15 protein-coding genes are annotated in these 17163 nt (G+C 43.6%); 10 read left to right on the top strand and 5 right to left on the bottom strand.

Annotation, left to right across the window (positions count from 1 at the left end; genetic code table 11):
- The first annotated feature begins 41 nt into the window (after positions 1 to 41).
- Entirely contained in the window at positions 42 to 1250 is a 1209-nt protein-coding gene (locus G5B06_RS19745) for a TatD family hydrolase (RefSeq protein ID WP_180214171.1), read from the top strand.
- 260 nt (positions 1251 to 1510) lie between these two features.
- Here G5B06_RS19745 and G5B06_RS02855 read toward each other — a convergent pair whose 3' ends face one another.
- The 5 genes from G5B06_RS02855 to G5B06_RS02835 all read right to left on the bottom strand — a co-directional run bounded on the left by G5B06_RS02855 (position 1511) and on the right by G5B06_RS02835 (position 6870).
- Entirely contained in the window at positions 1511 to 2722 is a 1212-nt protein-coding gene (locus G5B06_RS02855) for a CDP-glycerol glycerophosphotransferase family protein (protein WP_173771256.1), read from the bottom strand.
- Positions 2723 to 2725: 3 nt separating this feature from the next.
- A complete protein-coding gene (locus G5B06_RS02850; protein WP_173771254.1) occupies positions 2726 to 3751 on the bottom strand; it encodes an alcohol dehydrogenase catalytic domain-containing protein in 1026 nt (341 codons plus the stop codon).
- The gene (locus tag G5B06_RS02845) at positions 3752 to 4465 is read right to left on the bottom strand and encodes a 2-C-methyl-D-erythritol 4-phosphate cytidylyltransferase (protein WP_173771252.1); all 714 of its coding nucleotides are present in this window, start codon (positions 4463 to 4465) and stop codon (positions 3752 to 3754) included.
- A gap of 12 nt (positions 4466 to 4477) precedes the next feature.
- Complete coding sequence (locus G5B06_RS02840; RefSeq protein WP_148445486.1) at positions 4478 to 5605, bottom strand: CDP-glycerol glycerophosphotransferase family protein; 1128 nt, start codon at positions 5603 to 5605, stop codon at positions 4478 to 4480.
- Between the two features lie 176 nt (positions 5606 to 5781).
- Positions 5782 to 6870 carry a pyridoxal phosphate-dependent aminotransferase gene (locus tag G5B06_RS02835; RefSeq protein WP_173771249.1) on the bottom strand — a complete coding sequence of 363 codons (1089 nt, stop codon included), beginning with the start codon at positions 6868 to 6870 and terminating at the stop codon, positions 5782 to 5784.
- A gap of 206 nt (positions 6871 to 7076) precedes the next feature.
- Between G5B06_RS02835 and G5B06_RS02830 the strand changes: the two genes are divergently transcribed.
- From G5B06_RS02830 to fusA, 9 genes are all read left to right on the top strand, one after another.
- A complete protein-coding gene (locus G5B06_RS02830; RefSeq protein ID WP_173771247.1) occupies positions 7077 to 8021 on the top strand; it encodes a ketopantoate reductase family protein in 945 nt (314 codons plus the stop codon).
- Between the two features lie 246 nt (positions 8022 to 8267).
- Positions 8268 to 8954, top strand: a complete 687-nt coding sequence (locus G5B06_RS02825; RefSeq protein ID WP_173771245.1) for a TMEM165/GDT1 family protein — start codon at positions 8268 to 8270, stop codon at positions 8952 to 8954.
- A 270-nt stretch (positions 8955 to 9224) separates the two neighbouring features.
- Complete coding sequence (gene spoIIID / locus G5B06_RS02820) at positions 9225 to 9482, top strand: sporulation transcriptional regulator SpoIIID (RefSeq protein WP_148445477.1); 258 nt, start codon at positions 9225 to 9227, stop codon at positions 9480 to 9482.
- A gap of 116 nt (positions 9483 to 9598) precedes the next feature.
- A complete protein-coding gene (locus G5B06_RS02815; RefSeq protein WP_021976037.1) occupies positions 9599 to 10003 on the top strand; it encodes an ACT domain-containing protein in 405 nt (134 codons plus the stop codon).
- 394 nt (positions 10004 to 10397) lie between these two features.
- Complete coding sequence (locus G5B06_RS02810) at positions 10398 to 12914, top strand: YfhO family protein (protein WP_173771243.1); 2517 nt, start codon at positions 10398 to 10400, stop codon at positions 12912 to 12914.
- A 74-nt stretch (positions 12915 to 12988) separates the two neighbouring features.
- On the top strand, positions 12989 to 13666 hold the full coding sequence (locus G5B06_RS02805) for a flavodoxin family protein (RefSeq protein ID WP_202030836.1): 678 nt from the start codon (positions 12989 to 12991) through the stop codon (positions 13664 to 13666).
- A 228-nt stretch (positions 13667 to 13894) separates the two neighbouring features.
- On the top strand, positions 13895 to 14314 hold the full coding sequence (gene rpsL / locus G5B06_RS02800; protein WP_015526360.1) for a 30S ribosomal protein S12: 420 nt from the start codon (positions 13895 to 13897) through the stop codon (positions 14312 to 14314).
- Positions 14315 to 14543: 229 nt separating this feature from the next.
- On the top strand, positions 14544 to 15014 hold the full coding sequence (rpsG, locus tag G5B06_RS02795) for a 30S ribosomal protein S7 (protein WP_207664959.1): 471 nt from the start codon (positions 14544 to 14546) through the stop codon (positions 15012 to 15014).
- 18 nt (positions 15015 to 15032) lie between these two features.
- Positions 15033 to 17156: an elongation factor G gene (gene fusA, locus G5B06_RS02790; RefSeq protein WP_256442543.1), complete on the top strand. Its 2124-nt coding sequence runs from the start codon at positions 15033 to 15035 to the stop codon at positions 17154 to 17156.
- Positions 17157 to 17163 lie beyond the last annotated feature (7 nt).

Raw genomic sequence — 17163 nt, 5'->3', positions numbered from 1 at the left:
GAACAAATTTGGTAACGATGTGTAATTAATAGGAGTTTGTTATGGGAAAAGTACTTGCGGTTTGTATCAGTGAGATGAAGGGGACTCAGAAGAGGAATGTGGGGTCTGCGGTTTTTGTGGAGGACTGGGGGCTTGAGGGGGATGCTCATGCAGGGAAGTGGCATCGGCAGGTGAGTCTTCTTTCCAGTGAAAAGATTGAGGCGTTCCGGGCGAGGGGCGCTGATGTTGAGGATGGTGCTTTTGGCGAAAATCTGGTTGTGGAGGGGATTGATTTTGCGAAACTTCCGGTTGGTACCAGATTTCGCTGTGGCGAGGTTGTGCTGGAGCTGACTCAGATTGGGAAGGAGTGCCATAATGGCTGTGCCATTTTCCAGAAGATGGGTGAGTGCATCATGCCACGGGAAGGTGTGTTTACAAGAGTACTGAAAGGTGGAAAAGTTTCTGTCGGTGACGAGATGACTGTGGATAAAGCTATGATTTTTGATACCCATGCCCATTATGACGATGAGGCTTTTGACGAGGATCGGTTTGAGATGCTGGAGAGTATGCAGGAGAATGGGATCGGGCATATTGTGGATGTTTGTGCTTCTGTGGGACATTTTGACCGGGTTTATGAGCTGGTGGAGAAATATCCGTTTGTTTATGGTGCAGTGGGTGTTCATCCGGATGATGCGGACAAAGTGGATGCAGCTGTTCTGGATGAAATCCGCAGATATTGTGATATGGAAAAAACAGTAGCCGTAGGCGAGATCGGTCTGGATTATTACTGGCATAAGGAGAAAGAAGAGCATCTTCTCCAGCAGAAAGTCTTCCGCCAGCAGATGGACATCGCCCGTGAAAAGAAGCTCCCATTTATGATCCACAGCCGTGATGCAGCGGAGGATACGCTGAATATTGTGAGAGAGTATATGAAGGATGGAATGTATGGCGGAGTTATCCATTGCTTTTCCTATAGTAAGGAGATTGCAAGGGAGTATCTGGATATGGGGCTTTGCCTGGGAATCGGTGGTGTGGTTACTTTTAAGAATTCTCGGAAATTGAAAGAAGTGGTAGAGTATGCACCTCTGAACCAGATTTTGCTGGAAACCGACTGTCCGTATATGGCACCTGTGCCAAACCGTGGAAAGAGAAACAGTTCCCTGTATCTGTCGGAGGTTGTGAAGACTATTGCGGAGATTAAGGGTGTCAGCTGCGAGGAGGTTGTGGCTGTGACGGAGAGTAATGCGGTGAAGGTGTTGGATTTGATTTAACCGAATCAGGGAAGTCCCCTGCGGGATTGCGAATATCCGCTTGACTATAGAAATGAGAAAAACCAGCTGGCCTGAAAGTTTTGTTTCGGGCTGGCTGGTTTTTCTTTGATCCAAAATGGGTTTATTATACCTTTAATTATTATAACACCAGTTTACAACTTTATAAATGATAGACTTGCTGACAAACCAACTGTTTTAAAGTCTTTGTCATAGCATTTGATTTTATATTGGTTTCGATATTTTTTTATGAAGTTTTCCACTTAACACTTCTCCACCAACTCCAAAATCCTATCCGTTGCATGTCCATCGCATGCGGACATAAATTTTTCCCGGAAGGCGCGGACCTGGGAGGGGTTGAAGCGGGTGTCAAGGTGTTGGATGTAGTCGATGATTTCTTCGGTTGTTTTGACGATGGGGCCTGGGGTGAGTTCGTCGTAGTTGTAGTAGAAGCCTCTCCAGTCAAAATATTCGTCCAGGTCGTAGGCGAAGAAGATCATCGGGCGCTCGAACAGGGAGTACTCAAAAATCAGTGAGGAATAGTCGGAGATGCAGACATCACTGACACAGAGTAATTTGTCGATATCCAGTTCTGTTGTGACGTCCATTGCGAAATCCTGGCAGTTTTCCGGGATTTCCGGGCGTTTTTTTACAAAGGGGTGATGTTTCAGAAGCAGGAAATATTCATCTCCAAGAGCTTCTTTCATAGCTGCAATATCCAGACAGTCAGGTGTCTGAGCTTTTGCTACTCTGCCGCGGAAAGTTGGAGCGTACAGAATAATTTTTTTGGAGCGGGCTTTGGGACACACAGAATAAACAGCCTTGGCAGCGGCTTCGATAAAGTTTTTATCATAAAAAACATCGGTACGGCTGATTCCGGTAGATACAATCTGAGTATCTGTATTTTTCAGATTCATCGCCTCTTCATAAGCCCAGCTGATTTCCGGGCTGCTGACAGTAACATAGGCAAGATTCCGGTAATTGGGGAATTTCTCCTGATTCTTACGGTTGTCACCGAAAATCAGATCGGCAGTACTCATGCCGAATTTTTTGAACGCGCCGCAGGCATGCCAGACCTGAAAGATACTGCTTCCTTTTCGAAGAGAAATACAGCTTGTGACGTTGCATGCATCATTCAGGAAAATATAATGGGCATCGGAAATTTCTTTCAGCATATGAAGACTGCGTTTTGTATATGCAAGCTTTCCTGGTTTGGTATTCAGCAGGAAACATTCATGGATTTCATAGCCTTCTTTTTCCATGCGGTTATAAATCAGCTGAAAAGTATCTGTAATCTTATCAAAACGGGCTTCAATAAAAACAACCTTTTTCGGATTTACTTTTCTTGTAAGTGTGAAAAATTTATAAGCAACAGGATAGAAAAAATGAAGAACGACAGGCTTATATATTTTTCGGTATACTTTAAAAACAGGAGAAAGAGGCCCCCTGGAAAGTTTTTTCAATAATTTTTTCATCTGTTAATTCTCCCAAATCATAATTGTTTTTCCCATGATCTTATGAATATCGATTTCGAAAGCACGGATGATGTCCTGAATATTTTTTACGTGGATTTCGGCTCCTACGATTTTTTCCAGCTGGTTTACCACATCCGGATTTTCTTTATACAGGTTAATAAGACCAAGAAAATCTTCCCGGCCGCTTCGGCTGCTTCCGAAAAGACGAAGACCTTTTTCCAGGATCATTCTTGTGTTAAGCGGGGCAAGGTCTTCGGACACACCCATGATGGAAATGGTTCCCTCCGGATTAATATGGTCAATGATCTGATTGATGGCTTTGGATGAAGCAGCTCCACCTACGCATTCGAATGCGTGGTCCAGATAAAAGTCGTCCGGAATCTCGGAAATCAGGAATACATCATCTGCAAAAGAAAAATCATGAAGTTTGTATTCATTGACGCCAAACACACAGATTCTGCTTTCCGGTAGTATGATTTTCAGAAGAAGTGAAGTAATGTAACCAAGGTTGCCATCGCCCCATACGCCAATTACATTTCTGCGTGTATGTGAAAAACGGAGAAATCTCCGGATGGCATGGTAGCTGACACTGACGATTTCTGTAAAAGCAGCCACAGAAAGATTGATATCTTCCGGGAGCGGTACAAGACGATCCGGTTTCATACTGACATATTCCTGCATAAAGCCATCAAAGCCACTGGCACGGAACTGGCTGCTCCGCAGATAATTCTCCGCAATGACCTCATCGGTTTCGGAAGGGGTATTGGGAATCATGACCACAAGAGTCCCCTCCTGGAACTGACCGGACGGATCATAAACCACCCGGCCTACTGCTTCATGAATCAGAGCCATGGGAAGCTTTTTGCGGAGAATGTTTTCCGCACGGAGCCCCTGATAATAGCGTTGATCTGCATTGCAGATAGACAGGCGGACAGGATGAACAATCACATGGGAGGTATCAAGGGTGATATCCTTAAAAACCAGTTCAAACTGACGGGGCCTGACCAGGCGATAGACAGAAGTTAACATTTATTTTCCCTCCATTAGAGCTTCAGCCAGACGGATATCAGAAGGATATGTGATTTTGATGTTGGTAACATCACCTTCTACCAGCTGGACTTTTTCACCTTTGAGAACGAGAATTTTGCATGCGTCTGTGAGAATCTGTTTTTCTGCTGCAGTAAGGCTTTCATAAATGTCGCGGAGTTTTTTTGCCCGGAAAGACTGCGGTGTCTGGCCCTGATACATAGTGGAACGGTCCGGAATGGAACTGATAAACTGATGGCCTGCGCTTTCCACAATGGTATCCGTTGCCGGGATTACGGTGTCACAGGCGCCACATTCCTGGGCTGCACGGATATTTTCTTCAATCATGCGATGGGAGACAAAAGGACGGACAGAGTCATGGGTGACAATAATGGTATTGTCATCAAGGCCGAAATTTTCTTCAATATAGCGGATTCCATTCATGATGGTTTCGTTTCTTGTGGAACCGCCCTGTACAACAACAACGTTGGATGATCTCGGGATATATTTCCGGATCAGATCCCTGGTGTGTGAGATCCATGCTCTTGGTGAAAGAACGATTACTTTATCGAAGGCAGAATGAATGGCAAATTTTTCTATTGTGTGGATAATGATTGGCTTTTTGCCGATTTCCATAAACTGTTTCGGGCGTTCTGCGTTGCCCATTCGTGTTCCCTGGCCACCAGCCAGGATAATTCCAAAAATATTATTAGCCATATATATTACCTCTTATTTATTTGGAGATTTTGAAACATAATTCATAATACGCCGGGTTGCATGTCCGTCGCAGGCGGCCATGTAGTCCTGAAAGAAATCGTGGTATTTCTGATTAACGGAAGAATTAAGGCGTGCCTCGTCAGAAAGAACTTTTACAAGCTGTTCTTCTTTTTGAATATGGATACCTGGAAGTGTGCGGTAATCCAGATAAAAACCTCTGCTGGCCAGATATTCTTCCAGATCCGGGGCAAAGAGAACCAGTGGAAGCTGATAAATCATGGCGTCAAAGAGAATGGAAGAATAATCGGTAATGACAATATCAGCAACCGGAAGCAGTTCTTCGGAAGGAATGTCACAATTGGTTCCTTCTGTGTGTACCTGTGTATGAGGATGCAGTTTAATAATGAAATAATGTGTATCTTTCAGTTCTTCCTGAGCTTTCAGAACATCATCCAGTCCATAAACACTGGCAACCCCAGGTTTTCCACGAAAAGTCGGAGCCCAGAGAACGATCTTTTTGTTCCGGGCATCCGGGTACTGGCTGAAAAAGTTATCCCGACATTTCTGATTGAAGGTTTCATTAAAATACATATCTGTCCGGCTGACACCAACTGGAAGAACACTGGTTTCCGGAAGCTTCATGGCACTGGCAAAAGGTTTTATGCAGATATCGGAACTGACAGTTACCAGACTGCAGTTTGCCATTACATTGCCAACATAATAGGAAGGGATATCTTCCTCCGTGTCATAGCCGAATTTTTTGAATGCGCCACATGCATGCCAGAGCTGTATGACCTGTGTTTCGCTGCGTTTTTTGCAGGATGCGGCAGGCAGAAAATTGTCACAGATGATAACGGTTTCCGTTGTGGCGTATTTTTTCATGAAAGAAAGCATATTCCGGAAAATCTTCACAGGAGAAGATTCGTTATTATTCCAGTACATTTCTGTAACCTGAAGCTCCGGATGCCTGGAAAGTTCTTCTTTTATGGCGAGCATACTGAACGGAATTTCGTCGTGATGTGCATCCGCCAGGATTACAGTTCCGGGTATGACAGGTTTTGCAGTACAGGCGTTATAAACAACCGGAAGAATCAGCTGCTGGAAAAGCATTTTTATGATTTGTTTTATTCCAAATATCATTACAGATCCTCCCGTTTTATATTATCTATTCTTTCAGGTTATTATAAATCAATACCTGACGAAGTATAACATATTTGTTTCAAAAATTGGTTATTTTTGTTTTACAAAGTTTACATAGTGTTAACAATACCTGTGAAGTATAACATATCCGGGGTAGAATCTCAACATTATGGTTTTTACAGAGATTTTAGTACGTTTACAAGGCGGGAGTTATCCTCCGGCATCATAATGCAAAAACGTACAAATTCTCCCTCCAGACACTGGAAAGAAGAACAGTCACGAATCATCAGGCCCTGGCGGATACAGGCTTCGAATACATCGTAAGAGGTCAGGCCGTCTTTCTGGATTTTCAGCAGGATAAAGTTTGCGTAAGCGGGATAAACTTTGTAGGTGCTGATATTTTTAAGCTCATCAATCATTCTGTCACGTTCGGAAAGAATGAGCTGGCGTGTCTGCTGGATATATTCTTCGTCCTGGAGCATAATCTCGCCGGCAAAAGCGCCAATGCTGTTAAGAGACCAAGGAGTCTGTTTTTCACGCATTTTCTCCAGGAATTTTTTGTTTCCGGTGATGCCGTAGCCCAGGCGCATTCCGGGAGCCGCGAAGAACTTTGAGACACCACGGAGAACTATGAGATTGGTGAATTCCTGTGTCAGAGGAACTGCAGTGATGGCACTGATGTCCGGTGCAAATTCCACGTAGGTTTCATCAATCATGACAAAGATATCTTTTTCTTCACAGAAATGGATCAGATCCCGGAGGTCCTTCTTTGAGATGGCAGAAGAAGTGGGGTTGTTGGGGTTACAGAGAATGAGAAAATCATAACCCTGCTCCAGTTTTCGGCAGAGATCCGGAATGTCCGGTTCAAAATCCATACTTTCCTGAAGGTGATAGTATTCCTGTGTGCTTCCGGAAAAAGAAAGTTCTCTGGAGTATTCAGAATAGGTAGGTCCAAGAATAAGGGTATGCTTCGGAGAGCGTTCCTGGATCAGAAGAGAGATCAGTTCACTGGAGCCGTTTCCCGGAAGGATAAAATCAGCCGGAATATTGCAGTAGCGGGAAATGGTATTACGAAGAGATGTATAATCTCTGTCCGGGTAGGAAGAAAGCAGTTCTATATGGCTGGCAATGGCCTGGCTGGCTCTGGGGGATAAACCCAGAGGATTCACATTTGCACCAAATTTGACGATATCTTCTTTTTTCAGGTTGTAGTAACTGCAGATTTTTTCTATATCACTTCCGTGAAAAACGGGTTTTGTGTCCATTATCTGTCACCTCATTTGTTTATTTATTATTTCAGAAATTTATATCCAGTATACACCAGAAAGCCTTTTAAAGAAAGGCAGGATAGAAATTTTCTAAGTTGTCTGGTAAAATACAGTTATGCATAACTGGCGGATGGAAGACTGGTTCGTCTGGCGTAAAATACAGAGGATTTTTAACGGAGATGGACAGAAAGAGGGAAACAGACATGAAGGCAGAAGATAAAAAAATTGCAGTAATCGGTATCGGTGGTGTAGGTGGATATATAGCGGCAATGCTGGCGAAGGCTTATCCTCATGTGACGATGGTGGCCCGTGGAGCCAGAGGGGAAAGTATCCGGAAAAATGGACTGGTGCTTCACAGTGATTATAAAGGAGAAATTGTTGCAAGACCGGAACAGGTAGTTCCAGCTCGGGAAATGGGACAGCAGGATTATATTTTTATTTGTGTGAAAAATTATTCTCTGGAAGATGTCTGCGAGAGTATCCGGGATATGGTTACAGAGGATACGGTAATTATTCCGGTAATGAATGGTGTAGATCCGGGAGAAAAAATCCGTCGGCTGATTGGAAAAGGAACGGTGGTGGATTCGCTGATTTATACGGTAGCTTTTTCCAACGCAGATTTTTCTGTTTCTCAGCAGGATACATTTACCTGGCTTTGTATCGGAATTAAGGATGCGGATAAAAAACAGCTGGAGAAAGTTGTGGAAGTGACTGAGATCCTGAAGGGAGCGGATATTGATTATAAAGACCAGGGCGATATTGAGGTGGAGATCTGGCGGAAGTATATTCTGAACTGTGCGTTTAATGTGATGACTGCTTTTTATGATAATACTATCGGGGAGTTGCGGAGTGATCCGGTGAAGGCACAGCAGTACGAGACTCTTGTATGGGAAGCAGCAAGTGTGGGCTGTGCAAAAGGGGTTGCGTTGACAGATGAGCATATCAATGAAGTGATTCATAAATTCCGCCATGTACATGCAGATAATGCCACCAGCTCACTTCAGAGAGATTATCGCATCCGTCGAAAACAGACGGAACTTGAGACATTCAGCGGGTATATTGTGAAAGAGGCGAAGAGGCTGGGCGTTTCGATTCCTCTTTCCGAAAAAATGTATCAGGGCCTGAAGGAGATGGCTGCAAGGTTTTAACCAAATCAAGAAAGCCCAGCCACGCTCTCTCTTGACAAAGTTTCTCAACTTTGTTACAATGACGAAAATCAATTCCGTGAGGGAGTAATTCGCGTGTAAACGTGGTTTGTCAACATACTGGTGCATGCACCTGGCAAATCTTAAAGAATGAGACTCATGTATATTTTATTTCTGTTGTGGAGATAAAGTATACGTGGGTCTTTTTTTATGGCTCCGGACCGGACACATATGCAAAGGAGAAGAAAGATGCTGTTATTTATGAAAGTGCTTTTTACCCAGTTTATTGCGGAAATGGGTGACAAAACACAGCTGATGCTGGTTGCAATGACTTCCAAGTTCAAGTTGAAAGATATCCTGCTTGGAACGGGTGTTGCAATCCTGGTGCTGAACGGACTGGCAGTACTGGCCGGAGGCTTTGTCAGTACGGTAGTTCCTACGTGGCTGATCCGTCTGATTGCCGGTGCGGCGTTCCTGTTTTTTGCGGCAACGACGCTTAAAGGAGACGATGATGAGGAAGAGAATGTAAAGGACCGGAAAATTAAGTTTGCGCCGTTGTCTGTATTCTGTACATTTTTTGTTGCAGAGCTTGGTGATAAGACACAGCTTACTGCCATCACATTTGGAGCAAACGAAGGTTTAAGTGCAGCAGTTGTTGTATGGCTGGCCTGTTCACTGGGACTTTTTGCGGCGGATGTGATCGGTCTTCTGATCGGTTATCTTCTGAAAAGCAAGGCACCGGAGGGAATTCTCAATACAGTTGCATTTTTCATTTTTTCCATTTTTGGAATTCTGACACTGAGACAGGGATTCGGGCTTCTGATGGGGGCAGAGTCGTCTATGGTTCTTCCGCTGACTGCTGTGGTTACGGTGGCATTTGTGATCGTCTGTCTTGTGCTTTACAGGAAGTCTAAAGCAGTGCATACACAAAAATAATACAAATAATATATATTTATATGGAAATTTCAATACCGGGCAGATATTTTTTTGACTGTCTATCCGGTATTGCGTGGGGGGATTTGCTGAGAAACCGGAACGGAATGGAGATGCTATTTTTACAGCAGCAACCCGTGGGTGATCTGCTGTGCATTTATTGTCGGGTCTGCGGTGGTTTTTCGGAAGGAGTTTCAGACAGCAGAGTGACAGGGTACATACCTTTCAAATCTTTTGCATACACTGTAAAAAAGCGTCTTCGGGGGCTTGGCAGTGAAGGATTATATAGAGGAACGTGCAGTTGAGATCGCAGGATATATTGTGGAAACAAAGGCGACGGTGAGGCAGGCGGCGAAGAAGTTCGGGATCAGTAAGAGTACGGTACATAAGGATTGCGTGGAACGGCTGAAAGTGATCAATCCGGTACTTGCCATGGAAGTTCGGAAGGTACTGGATGTGAATAAGCAGGAGCGGCATATCCGGGGAGGACTTGCTACGAGGGAAAAATATCTGCATGCACATATGCGGTGAAAAATGTCTGAGTTATTCTCTGAATTACTTCAGTTGACATACCGGGTAAGATGTGCGAAGATTTACCATATAATAAAACAGCAAAACACATCACAGAGGAAAGAGAGGATTTTATCATGCTGAAACAGTTATCCATCTACGCAGAAAATAAAAAAGGTGTTATGCAGAACATTACCGGGATCCTGAAGAATGAGGACATCAACATTCTGGGGTCAGTTACCAACGACAGTGCAGAGTACGGAATCGTGCGAATGGTAGTTTCTGATCCGGATAAGGCGAAAGAGGCACTGATCGCTGCAGGATATCTCTGTCACGTGATTGACGTGATCGGAGTGGAAGTTGAGGATAAAACCGGAAATCTGAATGATCTGCTTCTTACATTGAAGGACAGTAACGTAAGCGTGGATTATCTGTACCTCTCTTTTAACCGTGATTCCGGAAAGCCGATCATGGTATTCCATACTGAGGACACCATGGAAGTGAGAGCCTGCCTGAAGTCCAGAGGATATACAGTTTTATAAAAATAGATTATAAATAAGTTCTATATTATAAACATTAAATATTAATTTTACAAATGTATATAGCCATGCTATCATATAGCCATAATAGTTCTTAACCTGTAAACAGCCACCTCAGGATATGTGAATATCCGATATCATACAGGCCCGGAACTAAAAAACTCATCACATAAAGTTAATAATTACACCCATGAAGGAATCCGTGGATCAGCGTACATGGATTCTTTCGGAAAAAGCTGTCATATCAGCGGAGTTTTCTGTGTCTCCAATGATGTGGCAGCTTTTTCTTTTGTTATACTTTCGCAGTATTTTCACAAATACATGATATATTATAAAGTGCTTTATAATAAGCAGAAAAAAATCAGACGGAAAAGAAATGGCAGAAGAGGAAAATGCAATGAAAATATTGTCAGTAAAAGAACAGAATAATAAAAAAGGAAATAAATGCTGGGTTTATATCCTGGCGTTTCTATTTCCGGTGATGATCTTTGGGGCCGGTTTTGCGCTGAAAGGTGTTTATCCATTTGGAGAAAGTTCGGCCCTTGTGGTAGATGGGGTCCATCAGTATACTGCTTTTTATAAGGAACTTTTGAACCAGTTGCAAAAAGGTCTGGGGTGGACGTATTCGACTCATTCTATGGGCTATAATTTCTATGGCCTGTTTTGTTATTATCTTTGCAGTCCATTCAGCATTCTGGTACTTTTGCTTATGAAATTCATGTATGTGAACGAGGCGGTAACGACTGTAATTCTGGTCAAAATAGGGTTTTGCGGTGTGTCTATGGCTTGGTATTCCGGGAAAAAATATCCGGGCAGAGGAAGTATGGCAGTTTCTCTTGGCTGTATGTATGCGTTGTCCAACTTCCTGATAGGATATTACAGCAACGTGATGTGGCTGGACTGCATAATACTGTTGCCGGTTCTGGCATATCTGATCGAACAGCTGGTTTGTACCGGGAAATGGAAGTGTTACTGCCTGGTGCTGGGATTTTGTATTTTTACCAGTTATTATATGGGATTTATGTTATGTACATTTTCCGGCCTTTATTATCTGTCAAATCTTATTACAGTGGAATCGAATCGTCGTCCGGAAAAAGTCCGGTTATCAATTCTGAAATTTTCCGGTGCGTCTGTTGCAGCGGCAGGTCTTGCGGGAATTACACTGATTCCGGGTATTGTGGCAGTGTCCAGAACAGCAGCTGCGGAGGAAGCAGGCACAGGAATTGCCGGTGTTTACGGAGATATCTGGAAACAGATGAGCGCATTGATGGAGGATTCCCTGTCTTTTGTAAAATCCAGCCAGCAGGGAGACGTAAATCTATATTGTGGCTGTGCAGTACTGCTTTTTGCAGGAATGTATTTTTTTAACAAAGAGATCCGTGCAGTGGAAAAAATTGTGGCAGGTGCATTGATTGTCCTGTATTTTGCGGGATTTCATATTACTGCTCTGAATCTGCTTTTTCATGGAATGCATAAACCGGTAGGAATTCCCAACCGTTTTGCGTTTATTCTGATTTTTCTGTTCCTGAAAATGGCCTGTGATGCCTGGGGAAAAGTGGAGAATATGAGTAGAAAGCGGATTTTTGCAGGCCTGGCAGCAGCGGAAATATTCTGTACAGTTGTGGGGATCCGAAGCGGAAAAACAGGAGAGATCCTTCTTACAGATGGGATTCTTGCAGGGATGTTTCTTCCAGTGTGGATGGAGCATTATTTTTGTGGAAAACTTTCGAAGCATTCTTTCGGCTGTGTGGAAATCCGAAAGATCTGTGCGGGGATTCTGGCAGTTCTGATTCTGGTTGAGACAGGAATTCATGGAATTGTCAGCATCACAGATAATGGAACCGCAAACCGTGATATTTATGTGGAAAGTGAGCAGGAAGTTTGTGGATTGTTGGAGGCTGAAAAAGTGGATCAGGTGGATTACCGGGTGGCCATTGTAAATCCTCTTGTAAGAAATGAAGAAATGTTATATCAGCTGAACGGAGTATCCATGTATTCTTCCACCAATACAGAAGAAATGTGGAACTTTGTAAAAAGTATGGGATTTGAAAATCTGGAGAATCGTTTTCAGTATGCAGGTGCTACAGAGGTGATGGATATGCTTCTTGGGATCCGATATCTTCTGTGCAGGAATACACGAACTCTCAATACAGTCTATGAAAAGATCGGGGAAAGCCAGTCTTTTGATCTGTATGAAAATCCCAGGGCATTAAAAATCGGGTATATGGTTGACGATTCTGTACTGAATTATATTATGGAAGGAATAAATCCCATGGAAGTGCAGAACCGCCTGTTAACTGGCGTTGTGGGAAAAAGACTGTATAAAATGCAGACGGTAAGTTCTGAAGTGGCTGCAATCGGAACAACTGCTTTTCATATTCGCCTGAAAAAAGGAGAACATGGTTATCTCTATATTCCGGGAACAGAGCCGGATACTGTGACGATTCAGGGGCAGGAACAGAAATCGGATTATTGGAACAATAATTTTCTGGATCTTGGTACATTCGATACAGATACCACAGTCCGGGTAACTGCGGATACAGGAATGCAGGAGGCAGTTCTTGGCACATATGAGGAATCGGATCTGGATGAGATTTATAAGGAACTTTCTTCACAGCAGATGGATCTGAGCGATGGAAAAGGAAGCATATCTGTAAAAGAGGATGGAATTCTTATGCTCAGCAGTTTTTACGATTCGAATATGAGAATTACCGTAGATGGAAAAAAAGCAGAAACATTCCGTATACAGGGAATGACAGGGGTAAAGCTTTCTGCGGGAACACATAAGATTGTTATGAAATATCAGACTCCGGGGCTGAAAGAAGGAGCAGTTCTTTCTATATTAATAGCAGGAATGCTGGGAATAGTCTGGATTATCTGTATGAGAAATGGAAAACACCGCTTTCCGGATTAAAGTAGATACATATAAGAAGAAATGTTATACTTTTGAGTTGAAGAAAAGAGGAGGGGGAAAATATAAAGATTGTAATGATAAACGGGCAGAATCATAAAGGTTCTACCTATCATATAGGAAAAATACTGGCAGATAAGCTGGGCGGAGAAGTGACAGAGTTTTTTCTGCCAAAAGATTTCGGGCATTTCTGCATTGGATGTAACCAGTGTATTGTGAAGGATGAGAAGCTTTGCCCATATTATAAAGAACTGAAACCGCTGACAGATGCCATTGACAGCGCAGATGTGATCATTCTTACAAGTCCGGTATATGTTTATCACTGTACCGGTTCCATGAAAGCATGGCTGGATCACTATGGCTACCGATGGATGCTGCACAGGCCAAACCAGGATATGTTTTCCAAACAGGGAATCTGTATTTCTACCGCAGCAGGCGCCGGAACGAAATGGACCAACAAAGATATGGCAGACAGTATGTTTTTCTGGGGAATGGGAAAGATATACAGGTACGGTACTGCCGTTCATGCCATAAATTATAAATCGATTTCTCCGGAAAAGATGGCGGAGATTGAGAAAGCGACCGATAAGCTGGCAGAAAAAATCCGTAAGAACTATGGCCATGTAAAACCGGGGTTGAAGACCAAAACATATTTCGAGGTGATGCGTAAGCTTGTAAAAAGTGGATGGAATGAAGTGGATGTGGCTTACTGGAAGGAACATGGGTGGACAGAAAAGGCCAGACCCTGGAAGTAAAACCGTCATTTTCGCAGGGTTGTGACATCTATGAAGAAAACTGTGTTAAACCCCTGTAAAATCAGCAAAAATTCTTCATAAAACACCTTGACAAGCCCTGTATTTACGGTCTATAATGAGCAAGCGTGCGAATGAAACGTTATATTTTCGCATGCCGTAATTTGTAAATAGCAACCGCAAGGCCCCATGGGAAAGCCCATGGAGAAATAAATCGGGAGGTGAAATGGAATGCCAACATTCAACCAGTTAGTAAGAAAGGGCCGTCAGACAGCTGTTAAGAAATCTACAGCACCGGCTCTGCAGAAAACATACAACTCTTTAAGAAAGAAAGCAGTTGATCAGGCTGCTCCACAGAAACGTGGTGTTTGTACTGCTGTTAAAACAGCTACTCCTAAAAAGCCTAACTCAGCTCTTAGAAAGATCGCCAGAGTTCGTCTTTCCAACGGTATCGAGGTAACAAGTTATATTCCAGGAGAGGGTCACAACCTTCAGGAGCATAGCGTTGTTCTTATCCGTGGAGGAAGAGTTAAGGACTTACCTGGTACAAGATACCACATCATCAGAGGTACTCTTGATACCGCAGGTGTCGCTAACAGAAAACAGGCTCGTTCCAAATACGGAGCTAAGAGACCTAAAGTTAAAAAATAATTTAAGTAGATCAGAAATCTACGCCGCTTCCTGATTGCAGATAATCAGGAGGATTACAAAGATATTATTCATCTAATGTATTACAGCGGAAGACTATAAGGATTTGTACGGTATTCCATATACCCTGTCGGTTGCGGGTTAAATATAGGACCTTACCAGTGCGAACATGCAATAGTTTTACTGCGTGAGTACCGATGATATAATCAATATGATTAAGGAGGGAAGTAACGTGCCACGTAAAGGACATACTCAGAAAAGAGACGTTCTGGCTGACCCGATGTACAATAACAAAGTGGTTACCAAACTTATCAATAACATCATGTTAGACGGTAAGAAAGGTGTTGCTCAGAAAATTGTATACGGCGCATTTGCCAGAGTAGAGGAAAAAGCTGGTAAACCAGCAATTGAAGTATTTGAAGAGGCTATGAACAACATCATGCCAGTTCTCGAGGTAAAAGCAAGACGTATCGGTGGTGCTACTTATCAGGTTCCGATCGAGGTAAGAGCAGACAGACGTCAGGCACTTGCTCTTCGTTGGCTTACAATGTTCTCACGTAAGAGAGGCGAGAAGACAATGGAAGAAAAACTGGCTAATGAGCTTCTGGACGCAATGAACAACACAGGTGCATCCGTTAAGAGAAAAGAAGACATGCACAAGATGGCTGAGGCAAATAAAGCATTTGCTCACTATCGCTTCTAATTCGAGGAGGAAAATTCATTGGCTGGAAAAGAAGGAAGAGAATATCCATTAGAGAGAACCAGAAATATCGGTATCATGGCGCATATCGATGCTGGTAAAACAACTCTTACAGAGCGTATTCTTTATTATACAGGAGTTAACTACAAGATCGGTGATACTCATGAAGGTACAGCGACAATGGACTGGATGGAGCAGGAGCAGGAGCGTGGTATCACAATCACATCCGCTGCTACAACATGTCACTGGACTCTTGAGGAGAACTGCAAGCCAAAGCCAGGTGCTCTTGAGCATCGTATCAACATCATTGATACACCAGGACATGTAGACTTCACTGTTGAGGTTGAGCGTTCCCTTCGTGTGCTTGATGGTGCTGTCGGCGTTTTCTGTGCTAAGGGTGGTGTTGAGCCGCAGTCAGAGAACGTATGGCGTCAGGCTGATACCTACAATGTACCTCGTATGGCATTCATCAACAAGATGGATATCCTTGGTGCAAACTTCTACGGTGCAGTAGAGCAGATCAAGACTCGTCTTGGTAAAAACGCTATCTGCCTTCAGCTTCCGATCGGAAAAGAGGATGACTTCAAAGGAATCATCGATCTTTTCGAGATGAAAGCATACATCTACAATGATGAGAAGGGTGATGACATCTCTATTACTGATATCCCGGAGGATATGCAGGAAGATGCAGAGCTTTATCATACAGAGCTGATCGAGAAGATCTGCGAGCTGGATGATGACCTCATGATGGAGTATCTTGAGGGAGATGAGCCTTCTGTAGACAGACTGAAAGCTGTCCTCAGAAAAGCTACATGTGAGTGTACAGCAGTACCGGTTTGCTGCGGTTCCGCTTACAGAAACAAAGGTGTTCAGAAACTTCTGGACGCAATCCTTGAGTACATGCCGGCGCCTACAGATATCCCGGCTATCAAGGGTGTTGACCTTGACGGCAACGAAGTTGAGAGACATTCATCTGATGATGAGCCGTTCTCCGCTCTTGCATTCAAGATCATGACTGACCCATTCGTAGGAAAGCTTGCTTATTTCCGTGTTTATTCAGGAACAATGAACTCCGGTTCTTATGTACTGAATGCCACAAAAGATAAAAAAGAGCGTGTTGGACGTATCCTTCAGATGCACGCTAATAAACGTATGGAGCTGGATAAGGTTTACTCCGGTGATATCGCTGCAGCAATCGGATTCAAATTCACTACAACAGGTGATACAATCTGTGATGAGCAGCATCCGGTAATCCTTGAGTCCATGGAGTTCCCAGAGCCAGTTATCGAGCTCGCTATCGAGCCTAAGACAAAAGCTGGACAGGGCAAACTTGGTGAGGCACTTGCTAAGCTTGCTGAGGAGGACCCGACATTCCGTGCTCATACAGATCAGGAAACAGGACAGACCATCATCGCTGGTATGGGTGAGCTTCACCTTGATATCATCGTTGACCGTCTTCTTCGTGAGTTCAAGGTTGAGGCAAACGTTGGTGCACCTCAGGTTGCTTACAAAGAGACAATCACCAAACCTGTTGATGTAGACAGCAAGTATGCAAAACAGTCTGGTGGTCGTGGACAGTATGGTCACTGTAAAGTTAAATTCGAGCCTATGGATGCCAACGGAGAAGAGCTGTACAAGTTCGAGTCTACAGTTGTTGGTGGTGCTATTCCGAAGGAATACATCCCGGCAGTTGGCGAAGGTATCGAGGAAGCTATGAAAGCTGGTATCCTCGGAGGATTCCCGGTAGTTGGTGTACATGCGAATGTATACGATGGTTCTTACCATGAAGTCGATTCTTCTGAGATGGCATTCCACATTGCAGGTTCTCTTGCATTCAAGGATGCTATGCAGAAAGCAGCTCCGGTTCTTCTTGAGCCAATCATGAAGGTCGAAGTTACTACACCAGAGGATTACATGGGTGACGTTATCGGTGATATCAACTCCCGTCGTGGACGTATCGAGGGTATGGAAGATATCGGTGGCGGTAAGATGATCCGTGGATATGTTCCGCTTTCCGAGATGTTTGGATATGCTACAGACCTTCGTTCCAGAACACAGGGACGTGGTAACTACTCTATGTTCTTCGAGAAATATGAGCAGGTTCCGAAGTCTGTACAGGAGAAGATTCTTTCTAAGAAAGACTGATCCACTA

It is taken from the genome of Blautia luti, from assembly GCF_013304735.1.
In the GTDB taxonomy this organism is placed as follows: Bacteria; Bacillota; Clostridia; order Lachnospirales; family Lachnospiraceae; genus Blautia_A.
The sequence above is the reverse complement of the archived record's forward strand: the minus strand, read 5'-3'. Positions and strand labels throughout refer to the sequence as shown.

Excerpts from the sequence above, each read along its gene's own strand:
- G5B06_RS02810 (WP_173771243.1), top strand. The coding sequence starts at position 10,398 with ATGAAAATATTGTCAGTAAAAGAACAGAATAATAAAAAAGGAAATAAA.
- G5B06_RS02830 (WP_173771247.1), top strand. The coding sequence starts at position 7,077 with ATGAAGGCAGAAGATAAAAAAATTGCAGTAATCGGTATCGGTGGTGTA.
- G5B06_RS02840 (WP_148445486.1), bottom strand. The coding sequence starts at position 5,605 with ATGATATTTGGAATAAAACAAATCATAAAAATGCTTTTCCAGCAGCTG.
- rpsL (WP_015526360.1), top strand. The coding sequence starts at position 13,895 with ATGCCAACATTCAACCAGTTAGTAAGAAAGGGCCGTCAGACAGCTGTT.
- G5B06_RS02850 (WP_173771254.1), bottom strand. The coding sequence starts at position 3,751 with ATGTTAACTTCTGTCTATCGCCTGGTCAGGCCCCGTCAGTTTGAACTG.
- G5B06_RS19745 (WP_180214171.1), top strand. The coding sequence starts at position 42 with ATGGGAAAAGTACTTGCGGTTTGTATCAGTGAGATGAAGGGGACTCAG.
- G5B06_RS02815 (WP_021976037.1), top strand. The coding sequence starts at position 9,599 with ATGCTGAAACAGTTATCCATCTACGCAGAAAATAAAAAAGGTGTTATG.
- G5B06_RS02825 (WP_173771245.1), top strand. The coding sequence starts at position 8,268 with ATGCTGTTATTTATGAAAGTGCTTTTTACCCAGTTTATTGCGGAAATG.
- G5B06_RS02805 (WP_202030836.1), top strand. The coding sequence starts at position 12,989 with ATGATAAACGGGCAGAATCATAAAGGTTCTACCTATCATATAGGAAAA.
- G5B06_RS02855 (WP_173771256.1), bottom strand. The coding sequence starts at position 2,722 with ATGAAAAAATTATTGAAAAAACTTTCCAGGGGGCCTCTTTCTCCTGTT.
- G5B06_RS02845 (WP_173771252.1), bottom strand. The coding sequence starts at position 4,465 with ATGGCTAATAATATTTTTGGAATTATCCTGGCTGGTGGCCAGGGAACA.
- G5B06_RS02835 (WP_173771249.1), bottom strand. The coding sequence starts at position 6,870 with ATGGACACAAAACCCGTTTTTCACGGAAGTGATATAGAAAAAATCTGC.